Source organism: Agromyces binzhouensis, assembly GCF_042672355.1.
Lineage (GTDB): Bacteria > Actinomycetota > Actinomycetes > Actinomycetales > Microbacteriaceae > Agromyces > Agromyces binzhouensis.
In genome coordinates this window covers 182,991-199,738 of the sequence record NZ_JBHXVJ010000001.1, presented here as the reverse complement: position 1 = coordinate 199,738, position 16,748 = coordinate 182,991, and the positions used below count along the sequence as shown (strand labels likewise).

The 16,748-nt window shown below is 72.9% G+C and carries 18 protein-coding genes; 6 read left to right on the top strand and 12 right to left on the bottom strand.

Annotated elements, in window-relative coordinates:
- Positions 1-17: 17 nt before the first annotated feature.
- Entirely contained in the window at positions 18-839 is an 822-nt protein-coding gene (locus ACFVHK_RS01020) for an alpha/beta fold hydrolase (protein ID WP_376927188.1), read from the bottom strand.
- A gap of 197 nt (positions 840-1,036) precedes the next feature.
- On the opposite strand from ACFVHK_RS01020, the gene ACFVHK_RS01015 reads away from it, so the two are divergent.
- A complete protein-coding gene (locus ACFVHK_RS01015) occupies positions 1,037-1,504 on the top strand; it encodes a hypothetical protein (RefSeq protein ID WP_376927187.1) in 468 nt (155 codons plus the stop codon).
- On the opposite strand, the gene ACFVHK_RS01010 is transcribed toward ACFVHK_RS01015, so the two are convergent.
- Both ACFVHK_RS01010 and ACFVHK_RS01005 read right to left on the bottom strand, forming a co-directional pair.
- On the bottom strand, positions 1,473-2,132 hold the full coding sequence (locus ACFVHK_RS01010) for an SDR family NAD(P)-dependent oxidoreductase (RefSeq protein ID WP_376927186.1): 660 nt from the start codon (positions 2,130-2,132) through the stop codon (positions 1,473-1,475). The genes ACFVHK_RS01015 and ACFVHK_RS01010 overlap by 32 nt on opposite strands.
- Positions 2,133-2,238: 106 nt before the next feature.
- Positions 2,239-3,702, bottom strand: coding sequence for a DUF6421 family protein (locus ACFVHK_RS01005; protein ID WP_376927185.1), 1,464 nt, complete (start codon positions 3,700-3,702; stop codon positions 2,239-2,241).
- Positions 3,703-4,048: 346 nt separating this feature from the next.
- On the opposite strand from ACFVHK_RS01005, the gene ACFVHK_RS01000 reads away from it, so the two are divergent.
- The 4 genes from ACFVHK_RS01000 (at position 4,049) to ACFVHK_RS00985 (ending at position 8,538) form a co-directional block, all read left to right on the top strand.
- On the top strand, positions 4,049-4,561 hold the full coding sequence (locus ACFVHK_RS01000) for a hypothetical protein (RefSeq protein WP_376927184.1): 513 nt from the start codon (positions 4,049-4,051) through the stop codon (positions 4,559-4,561).
- A 125-nt stretch (positions 4,562-4,686) separates the two neighbouring features.
- On the top strand, positions 4,687-6,255 hold the full coding sequence (locus tag ACFVHK_RS00995; protein ID WP_376927183.1) for a polysaccharide deacetylase family protein: 1,569 nt from the start codon (positions 4,687-4,689) through the stop codon (positions 6,253-6,255).
- Between the two features lie 160 nt (positions 6,256-6,415).
- A complete protein-coding gene (locus ACFVHK_RS00990) occupies positions 6,416-6,880 on the top strand; it encodes a hypothetical protein (RefSeq protein ID WP_376927182.1) in 465 nt (154 codons plus the stop codon).
- Positions 6,877-8,538 carry a DUF5671 domain-containing protein gene (locus tag ACFVHK_RS00985; RefSeq protein WP_376927181.1) on the top strand — a complete coding sequence of 554 codons (1,662 nt, stop codon included), beginning with the start codon at positions 6,877-6,879 and terminating at the stop codon, positions 8,536-8,538. Before ACFVHK_RS00990 ends, ACFVHK_RS00985 begins: the two co-directional genes overlap by 4 nt.
- A gap of 29 nt (positions 8,539-8,567) precedes the next feature.
- On the opposite strand, the gene ACFVHK_RS00980 is transcribed toward ACFVHK_RS00985, so the two are convergent.
- The 4 genes from ACFVHK_RS00980 to ACFVHK_RS00965 form a co-directional block, all read right to left on the bottom strand.
- A complete protein-coding gene (locus tag ACFVHK_RS00980; RefSeq protein WP_376927180.1) occupies positions 8,568-9,581 on the bottom strand; it encodes an ABC transporter permease in 1,014 nt (337 codons plus the stop codon).
- Positions 9,582-9,607: 26 nt separating this feature from the next.
- Positions 9,608-10,633, bottom strand: coding sequence for an aliphatic sulfonate ABC transporter substrate-binding protein (locus tag ACFVHK_RS00975; protein ID WP_376927179.1), 1,026 nt, complete (start codon positions 10,631-10,633; stop codon positions 9,608-9,610).
- A 70-nt stretch (positions 10,634-10,703) separates the two neighbouring features.
- Positions 10,704-11,582 carry an ABC transporter ATP-binding protein gene (locus ACFVHK_RS00970; protein WP_376927178.1) on the bottom strand — a complete coding sequence of 293 codons (879 nt, stop codon included), beginning with the start codon at positions 11,580-11,582 and terminating at the stop codon, positions 10,704-10,706.
- 129 nt (positions 11,583-11,711) lie between these two features.
- Positions 11,712-12,182 (bottom strand): GNAT family N-acetyltransferase, encoded by a 471-nt coding sequence (locus ACFVHK_RS00965; RefSeq protein WP_376927177.1) that lies wholly within the window; start codon positions 12,180-12,182, stop codon positions 11,712-11,714.
- A gap of 69 nt (positions 12,183-12,251) precedes the next feature.
- Between ACFVHK_RS00965 and ACFVHK_RS00960 the strand changes: the two genes are divergently transcribed.
- Complete coding sequence (locus ACFVHK_RS00960) at positions 12,252-13,088, top strand: SDR family NAD(P)-dependent oxidoreductase (RefSeq protein WP_376927176.1); 837 nt, start codon at positions 12,252-12,254, stop codon at positions 13,086-13,088.
- Positions 13,089-13,094: 6 nt separating this feature from the next.
- Here ACFVHK_RS00960 and ACFVHK_RS00955 read toward each other — a convergent pair whose 3' ends face one another.
- From ACFVHK_RS00955 to ACFVHK_RS00935, 5 genes are all read right to left on the bottom strand, one after another.
- On the bottom strand, positions 13,095-13,580 hold the full coding sequence (locus ACFVHK_RS00955; RefSeq protein WP_376927175.1) for a hypothetical protein: 486 nt from the start codon (positions 13,578-13,580) through the stop codon (positions 13,095-13,097).
- Positions 13,577-14,836, bottom strand: a complete 1,260-nt coding sequence (locus ACFVHK_RS00950; RefSeq protein ID WP_376927174.1) for a serine/threonine-protein kinase — start codon at positions 14,834-14,836, stop codon at positions 13,577-13,579. Before ACFVHK_RS00950 ends, ACFVHK_RS00955 begins: the two co-directional genes overlap by 4 nt.
- Positions 14,837-14,900: 64 nt before the next feature.
- The gene (locus ACFVHK_RS00945) at positions 14,901-15,746 is read right to left on the bottom strand and encodes an exodeoxyribonuclease III (RefSeq protein ID WP_376927173.1); all 846 of its coding nucleotides are present in this window, start codon (positions 15,744-15,746) and stop codon (positions 14,901-14,903) included.
- A gap of 52 nt (positions 15,747-15,798) precedes the next feature.
- On the bottom strand, positions 15,799-16,308 hold the full coding sequence (locus ACFVHK_RS00940; RefSeq protein ID WP_376927172.1) for a DUF6328 family protein: 510 nt from the start codon (positions 16,306-16,308) through the stop codon (positions 15,799-15,801).
- A gap of 9 nt (positions 16,309-16,317) precedes the next feature.
- Positions 16,318-16,683, bottom strand: a complete 366-nt coding sequence (locus ACFVHK_RS00935) for a hypothetical protein (protein WP_376927171.1) — start codon at positions 16,681-16,683, stop codon at positions 16,318-16,320.
- Positions 16,684-16,748 lie beyond the last annotated feature (65 nt).

Sequence of the window (16,748 nt, the reverse complement as noted above, 5' to 3'; positions counted from 1 at the left end):
CGGCGTGAGCCGGCGTCCTAGCCGGCGACCTCGCGCTGCAACCGGTCGAGCAGGATCCGATTGAACAGGAGCGGCTGCTCGATGTTCGCAGCGTGCCCGTCGCGCGGGATCACGATCGAGTCCGCGAGCGGGTTGAGCGCGGCCGCGGCCGCGGCGTGCTCGGCCGGCCAGAACTCGCTCTCCGCGCCGGCCACGAAGAGGACCGGGACGTCGCACTCGGCCACGACCGGCCGCCAGTCGCGCTTCGCGTGGTCGTTCAGGAGCGCGAGCTGGGCGTCCGAGAACGCGGGCGCGCCGCCGCGGGGCACCTCGAGCGAGGTCAGCAGGCGAGCGATGCGCACGAGGCCCTTCGACTTCGCCGGGAAGCGCCCGGGGTCGGGGATGCCGGTCGCGAAGAGGGTGTCGCGGTTGCCCGCGTCGTAGTCGTAGAACCCGTGGGGCCAGTCGTCGGTGTTCAGCATGCACGGCGTCTGGTCGACGATCACGACGTCGCGGAGGCGCGCGGTGCCGTGCTCGGCGACGAACGCCCAGATCGCGTCGCCGCCCATCGACTGGCCGACCAGGGTGACGTCCGTGAGGTCGAGCGCGTCGAGCAGGTCGCGGATGTCGCCGCCGTGCCGCTCCATGCCGGGTTCGCCGTCGCCGGGCTCCGACCTGCCGTGCCCGCGACGGTCGAGCGCGAGGACGCGGTACCCGGCGCGGGCCAGGGGCTTCACCTGGTACCGCCAGCTCGTCGCCGGTGCCGTGAAGCCGGCGATCAGCACCACCGGCCGCCCGCCCGGATCGCCGTACTCGAGGTAGTTCAGCCGGGTGCCGTCGGAGGCGATGAGGTCGACCACGCTCCACCCTCTTCCGGGTCGTGTGGATGCACACCCTATCGGGGCGCGACGGATCCGGCGAGCGGGGGCGGTCTCGCGCGCGACGGGCCCGCCTCCGCGCGCTCGTCGACGATCCACAGCCTGCGCATAACCGCCGGCCCTATGGTCGGTCGGGTCCGAACCGACGTGTCGCGTCGCCCGAAGAATCCGAGGTCTCCATGCCCGCACCCCGCCGCTCCATCTCCCTCGCCGCACTCGTCATCCCGCCGGGCATGCTCGTCGCGTCGGTCGTCGTCCTCGTGATCGGCATAGCGATGACGATCGCGGAGAACGACGCGCTCGTCGCCGCGCTGAACAGCCCGGAGGGCACGGCCGCGGCCGTCTACGGCGGGCAGTCGCGCGTCGTGGTCGCTGCAGCGGTCCTCACTGCCGGGATCCTCGCCGTCGTCGTCTCGCTCGCGACGATCGCGATCACGGGCAGCATCCGTGCGTTCGCACCGCGGTTCGAGACGGCTGCGTCGGTCACGACCGACGCGGACGACGTCGACGACTTCGGCGACCTGGACGACCTCGACGAGATGCGAGGCGTCGACGACGAGGCGGATGCCGCGCACGACGAGTCGGTCGCCGAGCCCGTCGAGGACGGCCGGGACGTCACGCCTGGAGCGTCGTCACCCGCCCGTTGAGGTCGGAGGCGGAGGCATCCGTCGACCACAGCGCCACGACCTCGTCGGCGAGCCGCTGCTCGAGGCCGGCGAGCGCCTTCACCCGGAAGGTGACGGCAGCGCCGGGCGAGCCCGCCTTCGCGAAGCCGTCGGCGAGCGAGCGCATCCACGACTCGCTCGCGGCCTTGATCGCCGTGTAGTTCGCGCCGCCCGCGGTCGGCTTCTCGACCGTCGTCGACGAGACGATCGCGACGCGCCCGGCGTCGGAGCCCACGAGGTCGTCCCAGAAGACGCGGCTGGCGTACCGCAGCGCGGTGAGCGAGCGCTCCAGCAGGCGGTAGTCCTCCTCGGTCTGACCGGGGATGCCGCCTCCGCCGCGCCATCCGCCGACGAGGTGGACGACGCCGTCGACGTCGCCGAGCCTCGCGTGGACGCGCATCGCGAGCTCGAGCACGTCGTCGCCGTCGGTGAGGTCCGCGCGCTCGCCGAGGACCCCGGGGATCTCGACCTCGAGCTCGTCGAGTCGGCCCTGGTGGGATCCGACGGCGACGACCTTCGCGCCGTTCTCGACGAGGGTGCGCGCGACGGCGCGACCGGAGGCGCTCGTCGCGCCGGCGATGACGACGACCTTGTCCTGCAGGGTGTTCACGGTAGGGGATCCTCTCATGCCGAGAGCCACCCCGGAGAACCGGCTGATCTCCAGGCCGGTCGTCCGGGGTGGCTCGGCGTGCCTCCGGGGGCGAGGCGGTCGCGTCTCAGGCGTCGGCGGCGGTGATGCCGACCGTCGACTCGATGACGGGCTTCATCTTCTTGTCGAGGGCCTCGAAGAACATCGACAGGGGGAACTCGTCGTCCATCACGAGGTCCGTGTAGCCCTTCGGCGGGCCGGCGAGCACCTCGCGGGGCAGGCCCTCGGCCCAGACCGATGCCGGATTCGGGGTGAGGACCCCGCGGACGAGTTCGTACGCGGCGAGCCAGTGCGCGGTCTTCGGACGGTCGATCGACTTCCAGTACAGCTCGTCGATCGCGTCGCCGAGCTCGACGACCGCGTCGGGCACCGCGTCCCAGTCGAACGTGAGCTTCACGTCGGTCCAGTCGAGCACGTGCTTCTGGTGCAGCCACGCGAACAGCAGCTGGCCGCCGAGCCCGTCGTAGTTGCGCACGCGCGACCCCGTGATCGCGAACCGGAAGATCCGGTCGAAGATCACCGCGTACTGCACGAGCTTCGCGTGCTCGAGCAGCCGGGTGTCGACGGCGTCGAGCTCACCGCCCTCCGCCACGCGCGCACGCAGCCCCCGCTCGATCTTCACCGACTCGCGGAACGCGGTCAGGTCGCAGCGGAGTTCCTCCAGCGAGTAGAGGAAGAACGGCATGCGCTGCTTGATCATGAACGGGTCGAACGGCAGGTCGCCGCGCATGTGCGTGCGGTCGTGGATGATGTCCCACATCACGAACGTGCGCTCGGCGAGGTCCTGGTCGTCGAGCAGGCTCGCCGCGTCATCCGGCAGTTCGAGCTTGGTGATCTCGGACGCCGCGCGCACGACCCGGCGGTAGCGGGCGGCTTCGCGGTCCTGGAAGATCGCACCCCACGTGAACGGCGGGATCTCGCGCATCGCGACCGTCTCGGGGAACAGCACGGCCGAGTTGGTGTCGTAGCCGGGGGTGAAGTCGACGAGGCGGAGGCTCACGAAGAGCTTGTTGCCGTAGTCGCCGGCCTCGAGGTGCGCGATGAACTCGGGCCAGATCGTCTCGACGACGAGCGCCTCGACGTGCCGGTCGGACGAGCCGTTCTGCGTGTACATCGGGAACACGACGAGGTGGCGGATGCCGTCGACGCGGTGCAGCTGCGGCTGGAACTCCACGAGCGAGTCGAGGAAGTCGGGCACGCCGAGCCCCTGCGACTGCCAGGTGCGGAAGTCGGCCTGGAGCGCCTCGAGGTAGCTCGCCTCGTGGGGGAAGCGGGGCGCGAGGGCGGCGACCGACTCGACGATGGCGTCGACGAGGGCGGATGCCTCCGGCCGGTCGGACTCCTCGGCGACCGAGCCGTCCTTGACCTGGAGCGCCTGCAGCCGCGTGGCCGACGCCTTCAGGCGCACCCAGGCGGGGTCGGACTCGACGCCGTCGGCGAGCGCGATGAGCTCGGGCGTGATGTCGATGCGGGCCGCGTCCTCGAGGACCTCGGGTTCGCCAACGATCGTCTCAATGGTGCTCTGTGACATCGGAAACCTCCGTTCCTCATGGGTCGGGCCGCTCGACGCGGCATCCTGCGGCGCGGCGAATCCGCGCCCAGTCCAAGGCTACGTTCGCGGCCTCCGCGATTGATTGCGGTCGGGCGCGGGAATGTTGCGTGGATGGCGGGATCTGCGCGCGGTTCCTGCGAGCCGATCGATCGTCCGCGACTCCATACGGAGCCGGTGCGCGATGTGCGGGCACTGAGGAGACCGTGCGCAAACACTGAGGAAAACTCGGGAAAACCGGTGCCCGTTCCGCGGGGGCGCACGGATCCGGGCCATCCGGGTGCGTCGTAGCTTCGGCCGTATCCCGACCGATGGAAGGAATGGAGCAATGAACACACGGACCGCGACGAAGGTGTTCCTCACCGGGTCGCTCGTGATGCTGATCGGCGGCGCGACCGCGACCGCCGCGTGGGGCGGTCCGGTCCGCGAGGACCGCGTCCCGTCGGCCGTGGGCCTCGCCCGTGGACACGTCATCGTCCGCGACGACCTCTCGCCGGCGGCGAGCGGATCGATCTCCTCGGTCTTCGAGGGCCTCGGGCAGGTGCAGGAGTTCGGCGCCGATGCGCGTCGCGAGTTGCACTCGGTCGTCGCGCCGAGCGCGGTCGCCCCGTTCACGGCCGAGGCGCGTCGGGAGTTGCACTCGCGGGCGACGGCCACCGGCAGCGCGGAGATGCAGGGCACCCGGCTCTCGGAGTACGCGGAGGCCATGCGATCGTCCTCGACCACCAGCGCGGACATGCAGGGCCAGCGACTCGCAGCCCAGGCCGAGGCGATGCGGGAATTCGGCTCCGGGGGCGTCGGGACCGACGACGACCTCTCACCGCTCGGGAGCGGCCGATGAGGTCGCATCGCACGCGCACCACTGACGGGCGCGGCAGGTCGGATCGACCGCCGCGCCCGTCCTCGTCGGCGGCGCGGTCGGCCGGGCACCGCCTCGGCGCGCCGTCGCGCGCGTAGCCTGAACGCATGGGGGCGGCGAGGATGCGACGCCGACGGACGCGGACCGCGTTCGCGATCGCCGTCGCGATCGCGCTCGGCATCGGACTCAGCGCGTGCGATCCGGCGGTGACGTCACCGCTCCCGGGCGATCCGGCGACGGCGACCGCGGAGCCGTCCGATTCGCCCCCTCCGGAGACGGTGCGGCCCGAGGCGCAGCCCGGCCCTCGCGTGGTCGCCGGCCCCGTCGCGCTCGGCGGGGAACGCATCGCCGCACTCGTCCCGCGCCTTGCCGCGATGCGCACCGACGGCTTCGCCGCGAACGCGCGATGGGCGGTGCCGCCGGGCTCGACCGCGCTGGGCGACGCGTTGACCTCGCGGGTCGCGGGCGCGCTCCGCGACTTCGCCGCCGCGCACGGCGCCGCCTGGACGCCCGGCGTGGACCTCGTCGCCGGGGGAGCGAGCGCCCCGTGCTCCGGGGGCAGCGCCTACGCCGTGAGTCGCACGAGGCTGTCCGTCGACTGCTCGATCGTCGTGGCATCCGGCGCCGTGGTCGGCGAGCGACTGGTGATCGCCAGGGTGCAGGCCGACGCGCCGACCCAGGTCGCCCGCGAGGTCTGGTACGCGGCTGGCCCCGACGCCGCGCCGCACGACGGCGCCGGGCTGTACGCCGACGGCTCCGCGGCCCGGGTCCTCGCGCTCGTGTCCGAGGCGCTCCGGGCGGCGTCCCGGGTCGGGCCGGGCGAGGACCCGTTCGCGGGGGTGGCGGGGGAGGATTCCAAGACCTTGCTGGTCGACTCGGCGGCCGGGGCGGCGGGCGTCGTGATCACGCTCGCGGTGCCGGGCGTCGATCGCACGAGCCCGACCTCGGTGCACGTGCCGTGGCGACTGCTCCATCCGTTCCTCTCCGAGTCGGGATCGATCGTCCGGTCCGCCGCCGTCTCCGGCGACCCGTACGAGCCGCCCTCGGCGCCGGGCGGCGGCGACCCGGTCGACTGCACGCTCCTGGCGTGCGTCTCGCTCACGTTCGACGACGGACCGACGTCGCTCACCCCGTCGTTGCTCGACGTGCTGGATCGCGAGCGCGCCGCGGCGACGTTCTACGTCCAGGGCTCGTCGGTGGCGCGGAACCCCGGGACGGCGGCCCGCATCGTGGCCGCAGGGCACGAGATCGCGAACCACACGTGGGCGCATCCGAACCTGACCAAGCTGACGGACGAGCAGGTGCGCGACGAGGTGCGCCGCACCCAGGACGCGATCGCGTCCGCCACAGGCGTGAGGCCCACGAGCCTGCGTCCGCCGTACGGCGCGTCGAACGCCGAGGTGCGCGAGCTCGTCCCGCTGCCCTTCGTGGTGTGGGACCTCGACACGCGCGACTGGCAGGATCCCGGTGTCGACGTCGTGGTCGAACGGGCGGCGGGCGGGGCGGCGCCCGGCAGCATCGTGCTCATGCACGACACCCACGAGGAGACGATCGAGGCGGTCCCGTCGATCATCGACCGGCTGCGGGCGAGGGGCTTCGCGCTGGCGAGCGTCGAGGGCCAGTTCGCCGGCGCCCTGCCGGGGCGCGGCGCCCTCGTGAGCCACGGCCCGCGCTGACGGTGACCCGAGGGTGCACGCCCCTGATCCGAGGGTCGCCTCCCGATGCGGCGCGCCCACCTCGGCCCTGTGTCCGCCGGGGGTCGACCGCTCGAACCACGGCTCACGGCGGGTGACCTTCGGTCCGACATCGACGGTCGCGCCGCACGAGGATACGAGCATGGAGGCCCAACGCTCGAGACCCGACCGCACGCTCGTCGTCATCCTCGCGGTGCTGGGGGTGCTCGTCATCGTGGCGCTCGTCGCCGTGCTCACGCGCGGAGAACCCGAGCAGCTCGACGCCGACACCCCGGAAGGGGTGGTCCAGCAGTACTCCGCCGCCGTCATCGACGGCGACGAGGCGGCTGCGATGGACCACCTCGTCCCCGAGCTCGCCGAGGACTGCACCAGGATGCCGTCCGCCGAACCCGCGGGGATCCGGGTCACCCTGGTCGACACGACCGTGCGCGACGACACCGCCGACGTCGACGTGCTCATCGTCACCACCTACGGCGACGGACCCTTCGGAGCGTCGGAGTACGAGGAGCGCGGGGTGTTCGACCTCGTCCGCGTCGGCGGCGAGTGGCGCATCGAGTCGGCGCCCTGGCCGCTGACGATCTGCGACCCGACGGTGGTCAGGGGATGAGCACGGCGTCGGTCGGGTCGGCGCAGGGCGCGGTGCGCAGGCTGATCGTCTTCATCCTGCTGTTCGTGCTGGTCACCATCGCCGCGGTCGGAGTCAGCGGCCTGCTCGATCGCGCGTTCGACGTCGACCGCACCCTCGCCGGCAGCGGCACCGACGAACTCGCGCTCCAGCTCGCGTTCGCGCTCATCGCCGGTCCGCTGGCGGCCCTCCTCTGGTGGGGCGCCTGGCGACGTCTCGACGAGCCCGGCGAGCGCGGCTCGATCGCGTGGCCGCTCTACCTCGCGGCCATGACGACGGTCTCGCTGGTCGTGGCGACCACGTCGATCGCGGGCGGCATCACGAACCTCGTCGACGGCCGTTGGGCCCCCGGCGGCCTCGCGATCGGCCTGGTCTGGGCGCTCGTCTGGCTGTGGCACCGATGGATGCTGCGGCACCCGGCGAAGGGGCCGACGCGAATGGCGACGGTGCCGCTCGTGATCGGGGCGGCCTACGGCCTCGTGGTCGGCGCCACCGGGGCGGCGTCCGCGCTCGCCGCGGTGTTCGACGCCGCGATCCGCGGTGCCTCCGAGACGGTGCTGGTCGGCCGGGACTCGTGGGCCCTGGCGGCCGTGGACGCGCTCGTCTGGGCCGTGATCGGGTTCGCCGTGTGGTGGTGGCACTGGGTCCGCGACGGCGTCCGGCGCATCCCGACCGGGTTCGCCGCGGTGTCGCTCGTCGTGGTCGGCGTCCTCGGCGGCGGGGCGGCGATGCTCGGCGGCGTCGGCATGATCGTCTTCGTCGGACTCCGGCTCGCCTTCGACCCGAGCGAGACCGCGAGCGCCGTGCTCATCCCGCTCGGCACGGCGATCGCCGCCGCCGGGGTGGGCGCGCTCGTGTGGCTCCTGCACGCGCGGATCGCCGCCGTGCACTCCGACGGCACGCGCCGCGCGGCGGTGCTCGTGATGTCGGGCCTCGGCCTCGTGGCCGCGGCATCGGGCATCGGCGTCGTCGTCAACGCGCTGCTCGCCGAGCTCTCGTCTCCGCTCGCCTCGTCGGGCAACCGGGCGCTGCTGCTCGGCGGCCTCAGCGCGATCGTGGTCGGAGGACCGATCTGGTGGCTGAACTGGCGCCCGACGCGCCGGCCCGAACCGGCCGAGGCCGTCGACGTGGGGCGGCGGGTCTACCTGGTCGCCGTGTTCGGCGCGAGCGCCGTGGTGGCGATCATCACGCTGCTCGTCGTCGGCTACCGCGTGTTCGACTTCGTGCTCGACCCCGGGACCGGCTTCGCGCTCGTCGACCGGATCCGTGCGCCGCTCGGCCTGCTCGTGGCCACCGCACTGGTGTTCGCCTACCACTTCGCCGTCTGGCGTCGGGACCGCGCGATGATCTCGGAGACCGAAGTCTCGCCCGCGCGCCGCATCGGGCGCATCGTGCTCGTCGCCTCAGGCGACACGGAGGCCGCGGAGCGTGCGATCGCGGCGGCGACGGGTGCCCGCGTGGTCGTGTGGCGCCGTCGCCGCGCCGACGGCGACGGCGACCACGCGGACGGCGTCGATCTCGAGGCGCCGGGGCCGGATGCCGCGGTCGTGGTCGCCGCACTCGAGGGCATGACCGCGGAGCGGGTGCTGGTGCTCGTCGGGCCCGGCGACCGGATCGAGGCGGTCCCGCTCGCGGACTGAGCGCGACGGCGCGCTCCGGCGTGCCGGGCTCACGCCCAGCGGCGCACCGCCCACCGCTCCAGCAGCCCGACGAGCGCGTCGCTCAGCTTGCCGAGCACCGCGAGCAGGATGATCGCGAGGAAGATCCGGTCGATGCGGCCCGTGTTGCCCGAGTCGCTGAGGAGGAACCCGAGGCCCATCGACGAGGCGATGAGCTCCGCGGCGACGAGGAAGAGCCAGGCCTGCGCGAGCGCGAGGCGGAGCGCCGCGATCACCGACGGCACGACCGCGGGCAGTTGCACGGTCGCGAACAGGGTCGCGCCGCGGAGCCCGAACGCACGGCCCGCCTCGAGGAGGCGCCGGTCGACGTGCCGGAGGGATGCGGCGACGATCGTGTAGACGGGGAAGAACGCCCCGATCGAGATGAGGATGACCTTCGAGTCCTCGCCGATGCCGAACCAGAGGATGAGCAGCGGCACCCAGGCGAGCGACGGAACCGCGCGCACCGCACCGAGCGTCGGCGAGAACAGCACGTCGCCGAGGCGCGAGAGCCCGACGACGGCGCCCGCGAGCAGGCCGAACAGCGCACCGAACGCGAAGCCGATGAACACGCGCTGGGTCGAGATCGCGACGTAGAGGCCGAGCAGGCCGCGCTCGGCGAGGTCGATCGCGGCCAGCCACACCATCTCGGGGCTCGGCAGCTGCGACACGGGAACCGCGCCCGTGGTCGAGACGACCTGCCATGCGGCGAGCAGCGCGAGCGGGATCAGCGCCCCGCCGACGATCCGGAACCAGCGTCGCGAGGTGAGCGGTCGCCGGTCGCCGCCGTCGCCCCGGCCGGAACGGCCCGGGCGCGTCGGGCGGCCAGGGCGCCGGGCGGATGCCGCGATGCGCCGGTCCTCGCCGCCCGACGGGCGTGCGTCGACGCCCACCGGCCCCGTGGCATCCGCCGCGGCGACCGCCCGGCCGCCGACCGCGACGGGTGCCGCGAAGGCCGAGCCGACCGAGCCGTCGGGCAGGCCCGAGCGTTTTGTGTCCGTCGTCTTCGCGGCATCCGTCGTCATGGTCTGCTCCCTCGGCTGGGTGACGGCTACTTCGCGAACCGCTCGGGGTCCGCCTGCGTGACGAACGAGTCGTCGATGAGGGTCGCGAGCGCGTCGTCGACCTGGTCCTGCGAGGCGACGTCGCCGAGCTCGACGAAGACCGGGCCGATCTTCTCGAGCAGCGCGACCTGGGCGTCGCCGGGGACCGGGTCGACGTCGAGGTTCGAACGCTCGAGGATCACCTTCGAGGCGATGGACTCGTCGAGGCCGGCGACCTCGGCGAGGATCGCGGCGGTCTCCTCGGGGTTCTCGGCCGCCCAGACGCGCGCCCGCTCGTACGCGTCGATCACGAGCTGCGCGAGCGCGGGCCTCTCCTCGAGGAACGACTCGGTCGCGTTGAGGAAGCCGTAGCTGTTGAAGTCGACGTTGCGGTAGATCAGCGTCGCGCCCGCCTCCTCGGCGCCGGCCATGATCGGGTCGAGGCCCGCCCACGCGTCGACCGCGCCGTTCTGCAGTGCGGCCCAGCCGTCGGCGTGCTGGAGGTTCTCGACGGTGATGTCGTCGGGCTCGAGACCCTCGGCCTCGAGCGTCTGCAGCAGGAAGAAGTACGGGTCGGTGCCCTTGGTCGCGGCGACCGTCCTGCCCTTCAGGTCGGCGACCTCGTCGATCTCGCTGTCGGGGCCGGCCACGATCGCCGACCACTCTGGCTGCGAGTAGATGTCGATGGTCTTGATCGGCGAGCCGTTGGCGCGTGCGAGGAGCGCCGCCGAGCCGGCAGTCGAGCCCACGTCGATCGCACCGGCGCGCAGCGCCTCGTTGGCCTTGTTCGAGCCGGCCGACTGGACCCAGGTGACCTCGAGGCCCTCGTCCTCGAGCCATCCCTGGTCCTTGATGATGAGGCTCAGCGGGTTGTACGTCGCGAAGTCGATGTTCAGCGCCTGGCCCTCGAGCGAGTCGCCCTCGGCGACGGCCTCGGCGGACTGGTTCTCGCCGGCGACGCAGCCGGACAGCAGCAGCGCGGTCGCTGCGGCGCCTGCGACGAGCGCGGTGCGGAAGACGGTGGTGCGGGACACGGGTGGCTCCTTCTCGGTGGGTGGGGGTGCGACGTCGACGGCGGTGCTGTGGTCGGGCCGTCGTCGTCGGTCAGTACGGGTAGTGCGGGATGGTCGTGGTGGCCTGGATGCCGCGCGCGGCGCCGTGCCGGTCGATGCCGAGTCCGTCGAGCAGGCGGCCGCGGAGCTCGGCGAGCTCGGCGGAGCCGCGGTCGCGGGGCCGGTGGCCCGGCACGACGACGGTCTGGCGGATGCCGGCCCCCGTCGCGTCACCGTCGGTGCCGAGCAGCACGATCCGGTCGGCCAGCTGGAGGGCCTCGTCGACGTCGTGCGTGACGAGCAGCACGGTGGTCGGCTCGGCCGAGTGCACGTCGAGCAGCAGGTCCTGCATCTTCAGGCGGGTGAGGGCGTCGAGCGCGCCGAAGGGCTCGTCGAGCAGCAGCACCTCGGGATTGCGCGCCAGGGCGCGGGCGAGGGACGCACGCTGCGCCATCCCGCCGGACACCTCGTGCGGGCGGTGCCCGGCGAACTCGGCGAGGCCGACGAGCTCGAGCAGGCGCGCCACCTGCGCGCGGCCGTCGCGGCGACCGGTGCCGCGCGGCAGGCCCAACGCGACGTTCCGCTCGATGCTCCGCCACGGCAGCAGGCGAGGCTCCTGGAAGCCGACCGCGCAGCGCACGTCGTAGGGGCGGACCGGGGCGTCGTCGATCGCGACCTCGCCCGCCGTCGGGTGGTCGAGGCCCGCGACGATCCGCAGCAGCGTCGACTTGCCGCATCCGCTCGGACCGAGGATCGCGACGATCTCACCCGCGACGACGTCGAGGTCGACGTCGCGGAGGACGTCGCGCGTGCCGCCGTCGGGTGCGCCGAACGCACGGCCGACACCGCGCAGCGCGACGGGCGCCGCGGGTGCGGCGGTCGCTGCTCCGGCGGACGCGGGTCCGGCGGGTGCGGCTGGTGCGGTCGTCATCTCATGCTCCTGGTCGCGGCGGGCGGATGCTCGACGCTAACCGGAACGCGCTCTCCGCCGTCGTGGGCGTGAAGCACGACGTAACACCGGACGACACGCGGCGTCACACCACGATGCTCGCGTCGTGATTCAGAGCGGCTTCGCCATGTGCAGCGACGCGACCTCGTAGCCGAGGTCGCGGTACAACGCGATCGCGCCGTCGTTGCCGCCGAAGACGTTCAACATGAGCCGCGACGCGCCGTGCTCCCGCGCGATCTCCTCACCCGCGAGCATCGCGCGCCGGGCGACCCCGCGCCGACGGAACGCAGGATGCACCTCGAGGTCCCAGACCCACCAGAGCTCGCCGTGCTCGTCCCATGGGCCGATCCAGAGCCAGCCGGCGTCCTCGTCGCCGAGCCGGATCGAGTGCAGCAGCTGCCCCTCGACCAACCGGCCCTCGGGGAAGAACCGCTCCTCGGACGCGCGCCGACCCGCCGCAGCCTGCTCGGGAGTGTCGCCGGCATCGCGTCGCGCCTGCTCGTACTGCGCCATCGCTGCGGGCAGCCACGCGGCGACCTCCGTGTCGGTCATCCGCACGAGTCGCACCTCGGGGTCGTCCATACGGAGGATTCTGCCGCGCCGACTCCCTCGCGACGCGAGTCGCCCCGCCGACTTGCCAGAATGATCCCCATGGCGAGAACCGTTCGGGGCGCGAACCTCCTGATCACCGGCGCGGCGGGCGGCATGGGGCGCATGTACGCCGAGCGGGCCGTCGCGGAGGGCGCTGCATCCGTCATGCTCTGGGATCGTGCCGCCGCGGCCCTCGCGCGCACCGCCGACGAGCTCGGGCAGCAGGCGAAGGGCCGCACGCGCGTGCGCTCGTACGTGGTCGACGTCGCCGAGCCGGGTGCGATCGCCAAGGCCGCGCACAAGGTCCGGCGCGACCACGGCACGCCCGACGTGCTCATCAACAACGCGGGCATCGTCCGCGGCAACGCCTACTTCTGGGAGACCGACAGCGGCGACGACGTCAGGCCGACCATGCTCGTGAACGCGTTGGCTCCGATGTACGTCGCGCGCGAGTTCCTGCCCGCGATGATCGCGCGGGGCCGGCCGGCGCGCATCGTGAACATCGGCAGCGCCGCTGGGACCCTCGCGAACCCGCGCATGGCCGTCTACGCGGCGTCGAAGGCCGCGCTGAACGGGTGGAGCGACTCGCTGCGACTCGAACTCGCGCAGGCGGGCCACCGGCACGTGACCGTGACCACGGTCACGCCGTCGTACATCGCGACGGGGATGTTCCAGGGCGCGCGCGGTCCGATCCTCGCGCCGGTCCTCGAACCCGAATACGTCGTCGAGCGCGTCTGGCGGGCGATGCTCGCCGGCCGTCCGCTGCTCGAGCTGCCCGCGAGCGTCAGGCTCTCACGCGCGCTGCGGGCCATCCTGCCGACCCGCGTGTTCGATCGCGTCGTCGGCGACGGATTCGGCGTCTACCGCTCGATGGAGCGGTTCACCGGGCGCGACTGAGCCGGCTCAGTCGCCGCCCTTGTCGCGACCCTTGCCCTTGCCGGGCTTGTCGTCGCTGTTGCCCTCGCCGCTGTTGCCCTCGCCCCCGTCGTCGCCCGAGTTGCCCGGACCGCCGTCCTCGGAAGCGTCGGCCTCGTCCGACGACTCCGACTCCGTCGGCGTCGGTTCGGGGCTCGGCGTCGCCGCGGCGATGGCCGCCTCGAGGTCGGCACGCACGAGTGCGATCGCCTCGGTGATGCTCGCCGCGCGGTCCGCGTCGAGGCTTCCGTCCGCCGCAGCGGCGTCGACCTCGGCCTGCAGCACATCGAGGCGCGCGAGGGCGTCGGCGAAGTCGCCCGCCGAGGACGACTCGGCGATCGAGACGACCTGCGAACGGAAGGCGGTCGCATCGCCTTCGGAGATCGCGGGCCCGGCCGCGCAGCCGGCGAGGCCGACGGCGAGCGCGACGGTGACGGATGCCGCGGACAGGGCGCGGCGCAGTCGGATCGTCATGGCGACACCGCCTCCTCCAGCTGGTCGAGACTGGTCCCGAGGTCGCCCTCGACGCTCGGCAGCGGTGCCTCGGACGGCGTCGGCTCCCCGGTCGCGCCGCCGCCCGCCAGCGCGCCGACGGTGATCGGCACGACCACGAGCGCACCGATGAGCACCGCCGCTGCGGAGAGCCCGAGGATCATCCGCCGCGGCAGCCGCCTGCGGCCGGCGGGCTCCTCGGCCCGGTCGGCGGCGGGAGCCGGCGCGGCGACGCCGGTCATGATGCGCGTGGCCGCCGTGGCGTCGTCGGACTCCGCGGGGACGACCCGGGTCGCCGGGAGCACGCGCGTGTCGTCCTCCGTCGCCGCGGGCCGCGTGAGGGCGACGGTCGCGTCGTCGCCGCGGGTCGGTGCGTCGTCGACCCCGAGCGACTCCGTGGCCAGCGCCACGTCGAGTGCGGTCGGCCGCTCGGCGGGATCCCGCGCCGTCATCGCGGCCAGGAGGTCGCGCCAGTCCGCCGGGAGGTCGCTCGGGATGGCCGGATCGCGAACGAGTCGTGCGCTCGCCGACTCCAGCGCCGGCCCGGGGAACGGCTGGGCGCCGGTGAGCGACTCGAGCATGAGGAGCCCGAGCGCGTACACGTCGGCACTGCTGCCGACCGGCTCGCCTCGGACCTGCTCCGGACTGAGGTAGCCGGGCGTGCCGATGATGCGTCCCGTCGCGGTCAGTCGCGACTCGTCGAGCAGCCGAGCGATGCCGAAGTCCGCGAGCTTCGCGTTCCAGCGCCGGGTCGGCAGGTGCGCGGAGGAGAGCAGCACGTTCGCGGGCTTCACGTCGCGGTGCACGATGCCCCGGGAGTGGATCACGTGGAGCCCCTCGGCGAGGTCGGCGAGCATCCGTGCCGCGTCGCGCCGGGAGACCGGGCCGCGCTCGAGCACCTTGCGGAGGTCCTCGCCCTCGACGAGCTCCATGACGAGGAACTCGCGCCGGCTCGCCGGGTCCTTCGCCGCGTCGTAGAGGGTGACGAGGGCGGGGTGGGTGAGGCTCGCGAGGAGGGCCGTCTCGGAACGGCGGCGGTCGGCGTCGTCGATGCCCTCGGTCGAGGCCGTGAAGACCTTGACGGCGACGCGCCGGCCGAGTGCGAGGTCGTCGGCCCGGTACACGGCGGCCATGCCGCCGCGCCCGATGAGGCCGTCGACGCGGTACCGGTCGGCGAGCGTCGAGCCGAGGACCGGGTCGGTCGCCGAGTTCGCGACCTGTTCCGTGGGGGAGTCCATCTGACGAAGGGTAACCCCTCGCGCTGGATGTCCGTCCGGGGTTGCGCTCCGGCGGACGAGTCGTTCAGCCGAAGATCATCGGCAGGTCGTCGTCGTCGCCCGACTGCTCGCGAGCGAGCTCCACGAGCACGGGCACGTGGTCGCTCGGCGCGTCGCCCTTGCGCTCGTTGCGGTGGATCGAGGCATCCGTCACCCGGTCGGCGAACGCCGTCGAGCCGAGCACGAAGTCGATCCGCAGGCCCTCGTTGCGGGGGAAGCGGAGCTGCTTGTAGTCCCAGTACGTGTAGCCCGTCGGGACGATGGGCCGGACGACGTCGGTCATCCCCGCGTCCTCGAGCGCGCGGAACGCCGCCCGCTCCGGCGGCGAGACGTGCGTGGTGACGCCCTCGATGACGGTCGGGTCGCCGTTGTCCTCGTCGAGCGGGGCGATGTTGAAGTCGCCCATGAGCGCGAACGGGCGATCGGGGTGCGCTGACGTCTCGGCGCGAGCGAGGTCGGTGAGCGCCGCGAGCCAGTCGAGCTTGTACGTGTAGTGCGGGTCGCCGAGCGAGCGGCCGTTCGGCACGTACAGGCTCCAGAGGCGGATGCCGTCGACGGTCGCGCCGATCGCGCGCGCCTCCTTCGGCAGGTCGGGGCCCTCGTGGCCCTTGAGGAAGCCGGGCATGCCGGGGAACTCGGTCTCGACGTCGGCGATCGGCAGGCGGCTCGCGATCGCGACGCCGTTCCACTGGTTCAGGCCGTGGAGGGCCAGGTCGTAGCCGGCCTGTTCGAACGCCTCGTGCGGGAACTGGTCGGGCTTGCACTTGATCTCCTGCATCGCGAGCACGTCGACGTCCTCGCGCACCATCCAGTCGACGACGCGGCCGTATCGGGTGCGGATCGAGTTGACGTTCCAGGTGGCGATGCGCATGGATTCCAGCCTATGGTCGCGCGCCGACCCTCGCCGACGACGCGGGCACGGGTCAGCGCCGGCGCGGCTCGCGCGCGCCGATGCGCGGTACGACCGTCCAGAACGCCAGCAGGAGCACCAGGGCCACGCCGCCCGCGATGTACCCGGCCTGGCGGTTCACGGTCACGTCGAAGATCAGCATCGCGACCCCGGCCGCGACGAGCGACACGACGACGAGCAGGATGAGCAGCAGCGTGTTCGCGATGCGGACGACCCGGTCCTTCTGCTTCTTGCCGCTGAGCTCCCGGTGCAGGATCACGGGAGCGAGCCCCAGCATCGTCGCCGTCGTCGCGAACACGACGAGGACGAGGTAGAGCGTCACCTCCTGCACCTCGAGCTCGGCGAACTTCGGTTGGAACGCCACGGCCAGCAGGAAGCCCGTGATCAGCTGCGTGCCCGTCATGACGACGCGGAGCTCCTGGAGGATGTCGTTGAACTTCCGGTCCTGGCGCTCCGCCTCGGTCTCGTGCCGCTCCTCGGCGGCGGCCGTCCGGGCCGCGCCGTCCATCGCGTGGGATGACATGCCCGGATGCTACGCCGGTTGCACGCCCGACACGGTGACGGCCGCGCCGAGCGCGAACGCGCCGACCATGAGCACCATCCCGACGAGCGGGATCCAGAAGGCGATGCGCTTGAGGACCAGCACGACGACCGTGGCGACGAGCGCGAGCACCGCGACGACGATCGGCAGGATCATCGCCAGGAGCATCCCCGTGCCGATGCGGTCGACGTCGCAGGTCGAGGACGCCCCGCACGAGTCGCCCGCGAACGCGAGGAAGAACGAGAAGAACAGCAGCATGAACGCCAGGCCGGCCATGAGCACGAGCAGCACGATGGAGAGCACCAGGTCCCACACGATCACGGGCCGCCTGGCGGGTGCGGCGACGACCTCGGACATGCGACCCTCCCCCGGCGCACCCCGCGCGCCCATGCGAAGTCTGGCAGCGGGCCGGGCACGCTGCC

What these genes read in the sequence shown, in the direction of transcription:
- ACFVHK_RS00990 (WP_376927182.1), top strand. Translation starts at nt 6,416, where the DNA reads ATGGAGGCCCAACGCTCGAGACCCGACCGCACGCTCGTCGTCATCCTC.
- ACFVHK_RS01005 (WP_376927185.1), bottom strand. Translation starts at nt 3,702, where the DNA reads ATGTCACAGAGCACCATTGAGACGATCGTTGGCGAACCCGAGGTCCTC.
- ACFVHK_RS00950 (WP_376927174.1), bottom strand. Translation starts at nt 14,836, where the DNA reads ATGGACTCCCCCACGGAACAGGTCGCGAACTCGGCGACCGACCCGGTC.
- ACFVHK_RS00960 (WP_376927176.1), top strand. Translation starts at nt 12,252, where the DNA reads ATGGCGAGAACCGTTCGGGGCGCGAACCTCCTGATCACCGGCGCGGCG.
- ACFVHK_RS00935 (WP_376927171.1), bottom strand. Translation starts at nt 16,683, where the DNA reads ATGTCCGAGGTCGTCGCCGCACCCGCCAGGCGGCCCGTGATCGTGTGG.
- ACFVHK_RS00945 (WP_376927173.1), bottom strand. Translation starts at nt 15,746, where the DNA reads ATGCGCATCGCCACCTGGAACGTCAACTCGATCCGCACCCGATACGGC.
- ACFVHK_RS00980 (WP_376927180.1), bottom strand. Translation starts at nt 9,581, where the DNA reads ATGACGACGGATGCCGCGAAGACGACGGACACAAAACGCTCGGGCCTG.
- ACFVHK_RS00995 (WP_376927183.1), top strand. Translation starts at nt 4,687, where the DNA reads ATGGGGGCGGCGAGGATGCGACGCCGACGGACGCGGACCGCGTTCGCG.
- ACFVHK_RS00940 (WP_376927172.1), bottom strand. Translation starts at nt 16,308, where the DNA reads ATGTCATCCCACGCGATGGACGGCGCGGCCCGGACGGCCGCCGCCGAG.
- ACFVHK_RS01015 (WP_376927187.1), top strand. Translation starts at nt 1,037, where the DNA reads ATGCCCGCACCCCGCCGCTCCATCTCCCTCGCCGCACTCGTCATCCCG.
- ACFVHK_RS00985 (WP_376927181.1), top strand. Translation starts at nt 6,877, where the DNA reads ATGAGCACGGCGTCGGTCGGGTCGGCGCAGGGCGCGGTGCGCAGGCTG.
- ACFVHK_RS01000 (WP_376927184.1), top strand. Translation starts at nt 4,049, where the DNA reads ATGAACACACGGACCGCGACGAAGGTGTTCCTCACCGGGTCGCTCGTG.
- ACFVHK_RS00955 (WP_376927175.1), bottom strand. Translation starts at nt 13,580, where the DNA reads ATGACGATCCGACTGCGCCGCGCCCTGTCCGCGGCATCCGTCACCGTC.
- ACFVHK_RS00965 (WP_376927177.1), bottom strand. Translation starts at nt 12,182, where the DNA reads ATGGACGACCCCGAGGTGCGACTCGTGCGGATGACCGACACGGAGGTC.
- ACFVHK_RS00970 (WP_376927178.1), bottom strand. Translation starts at nt 11,582, where the DNA reads ATGACGACCGCACCAGCCGCACCCGCCGGACCCGCGTCCGCCGGAGCA.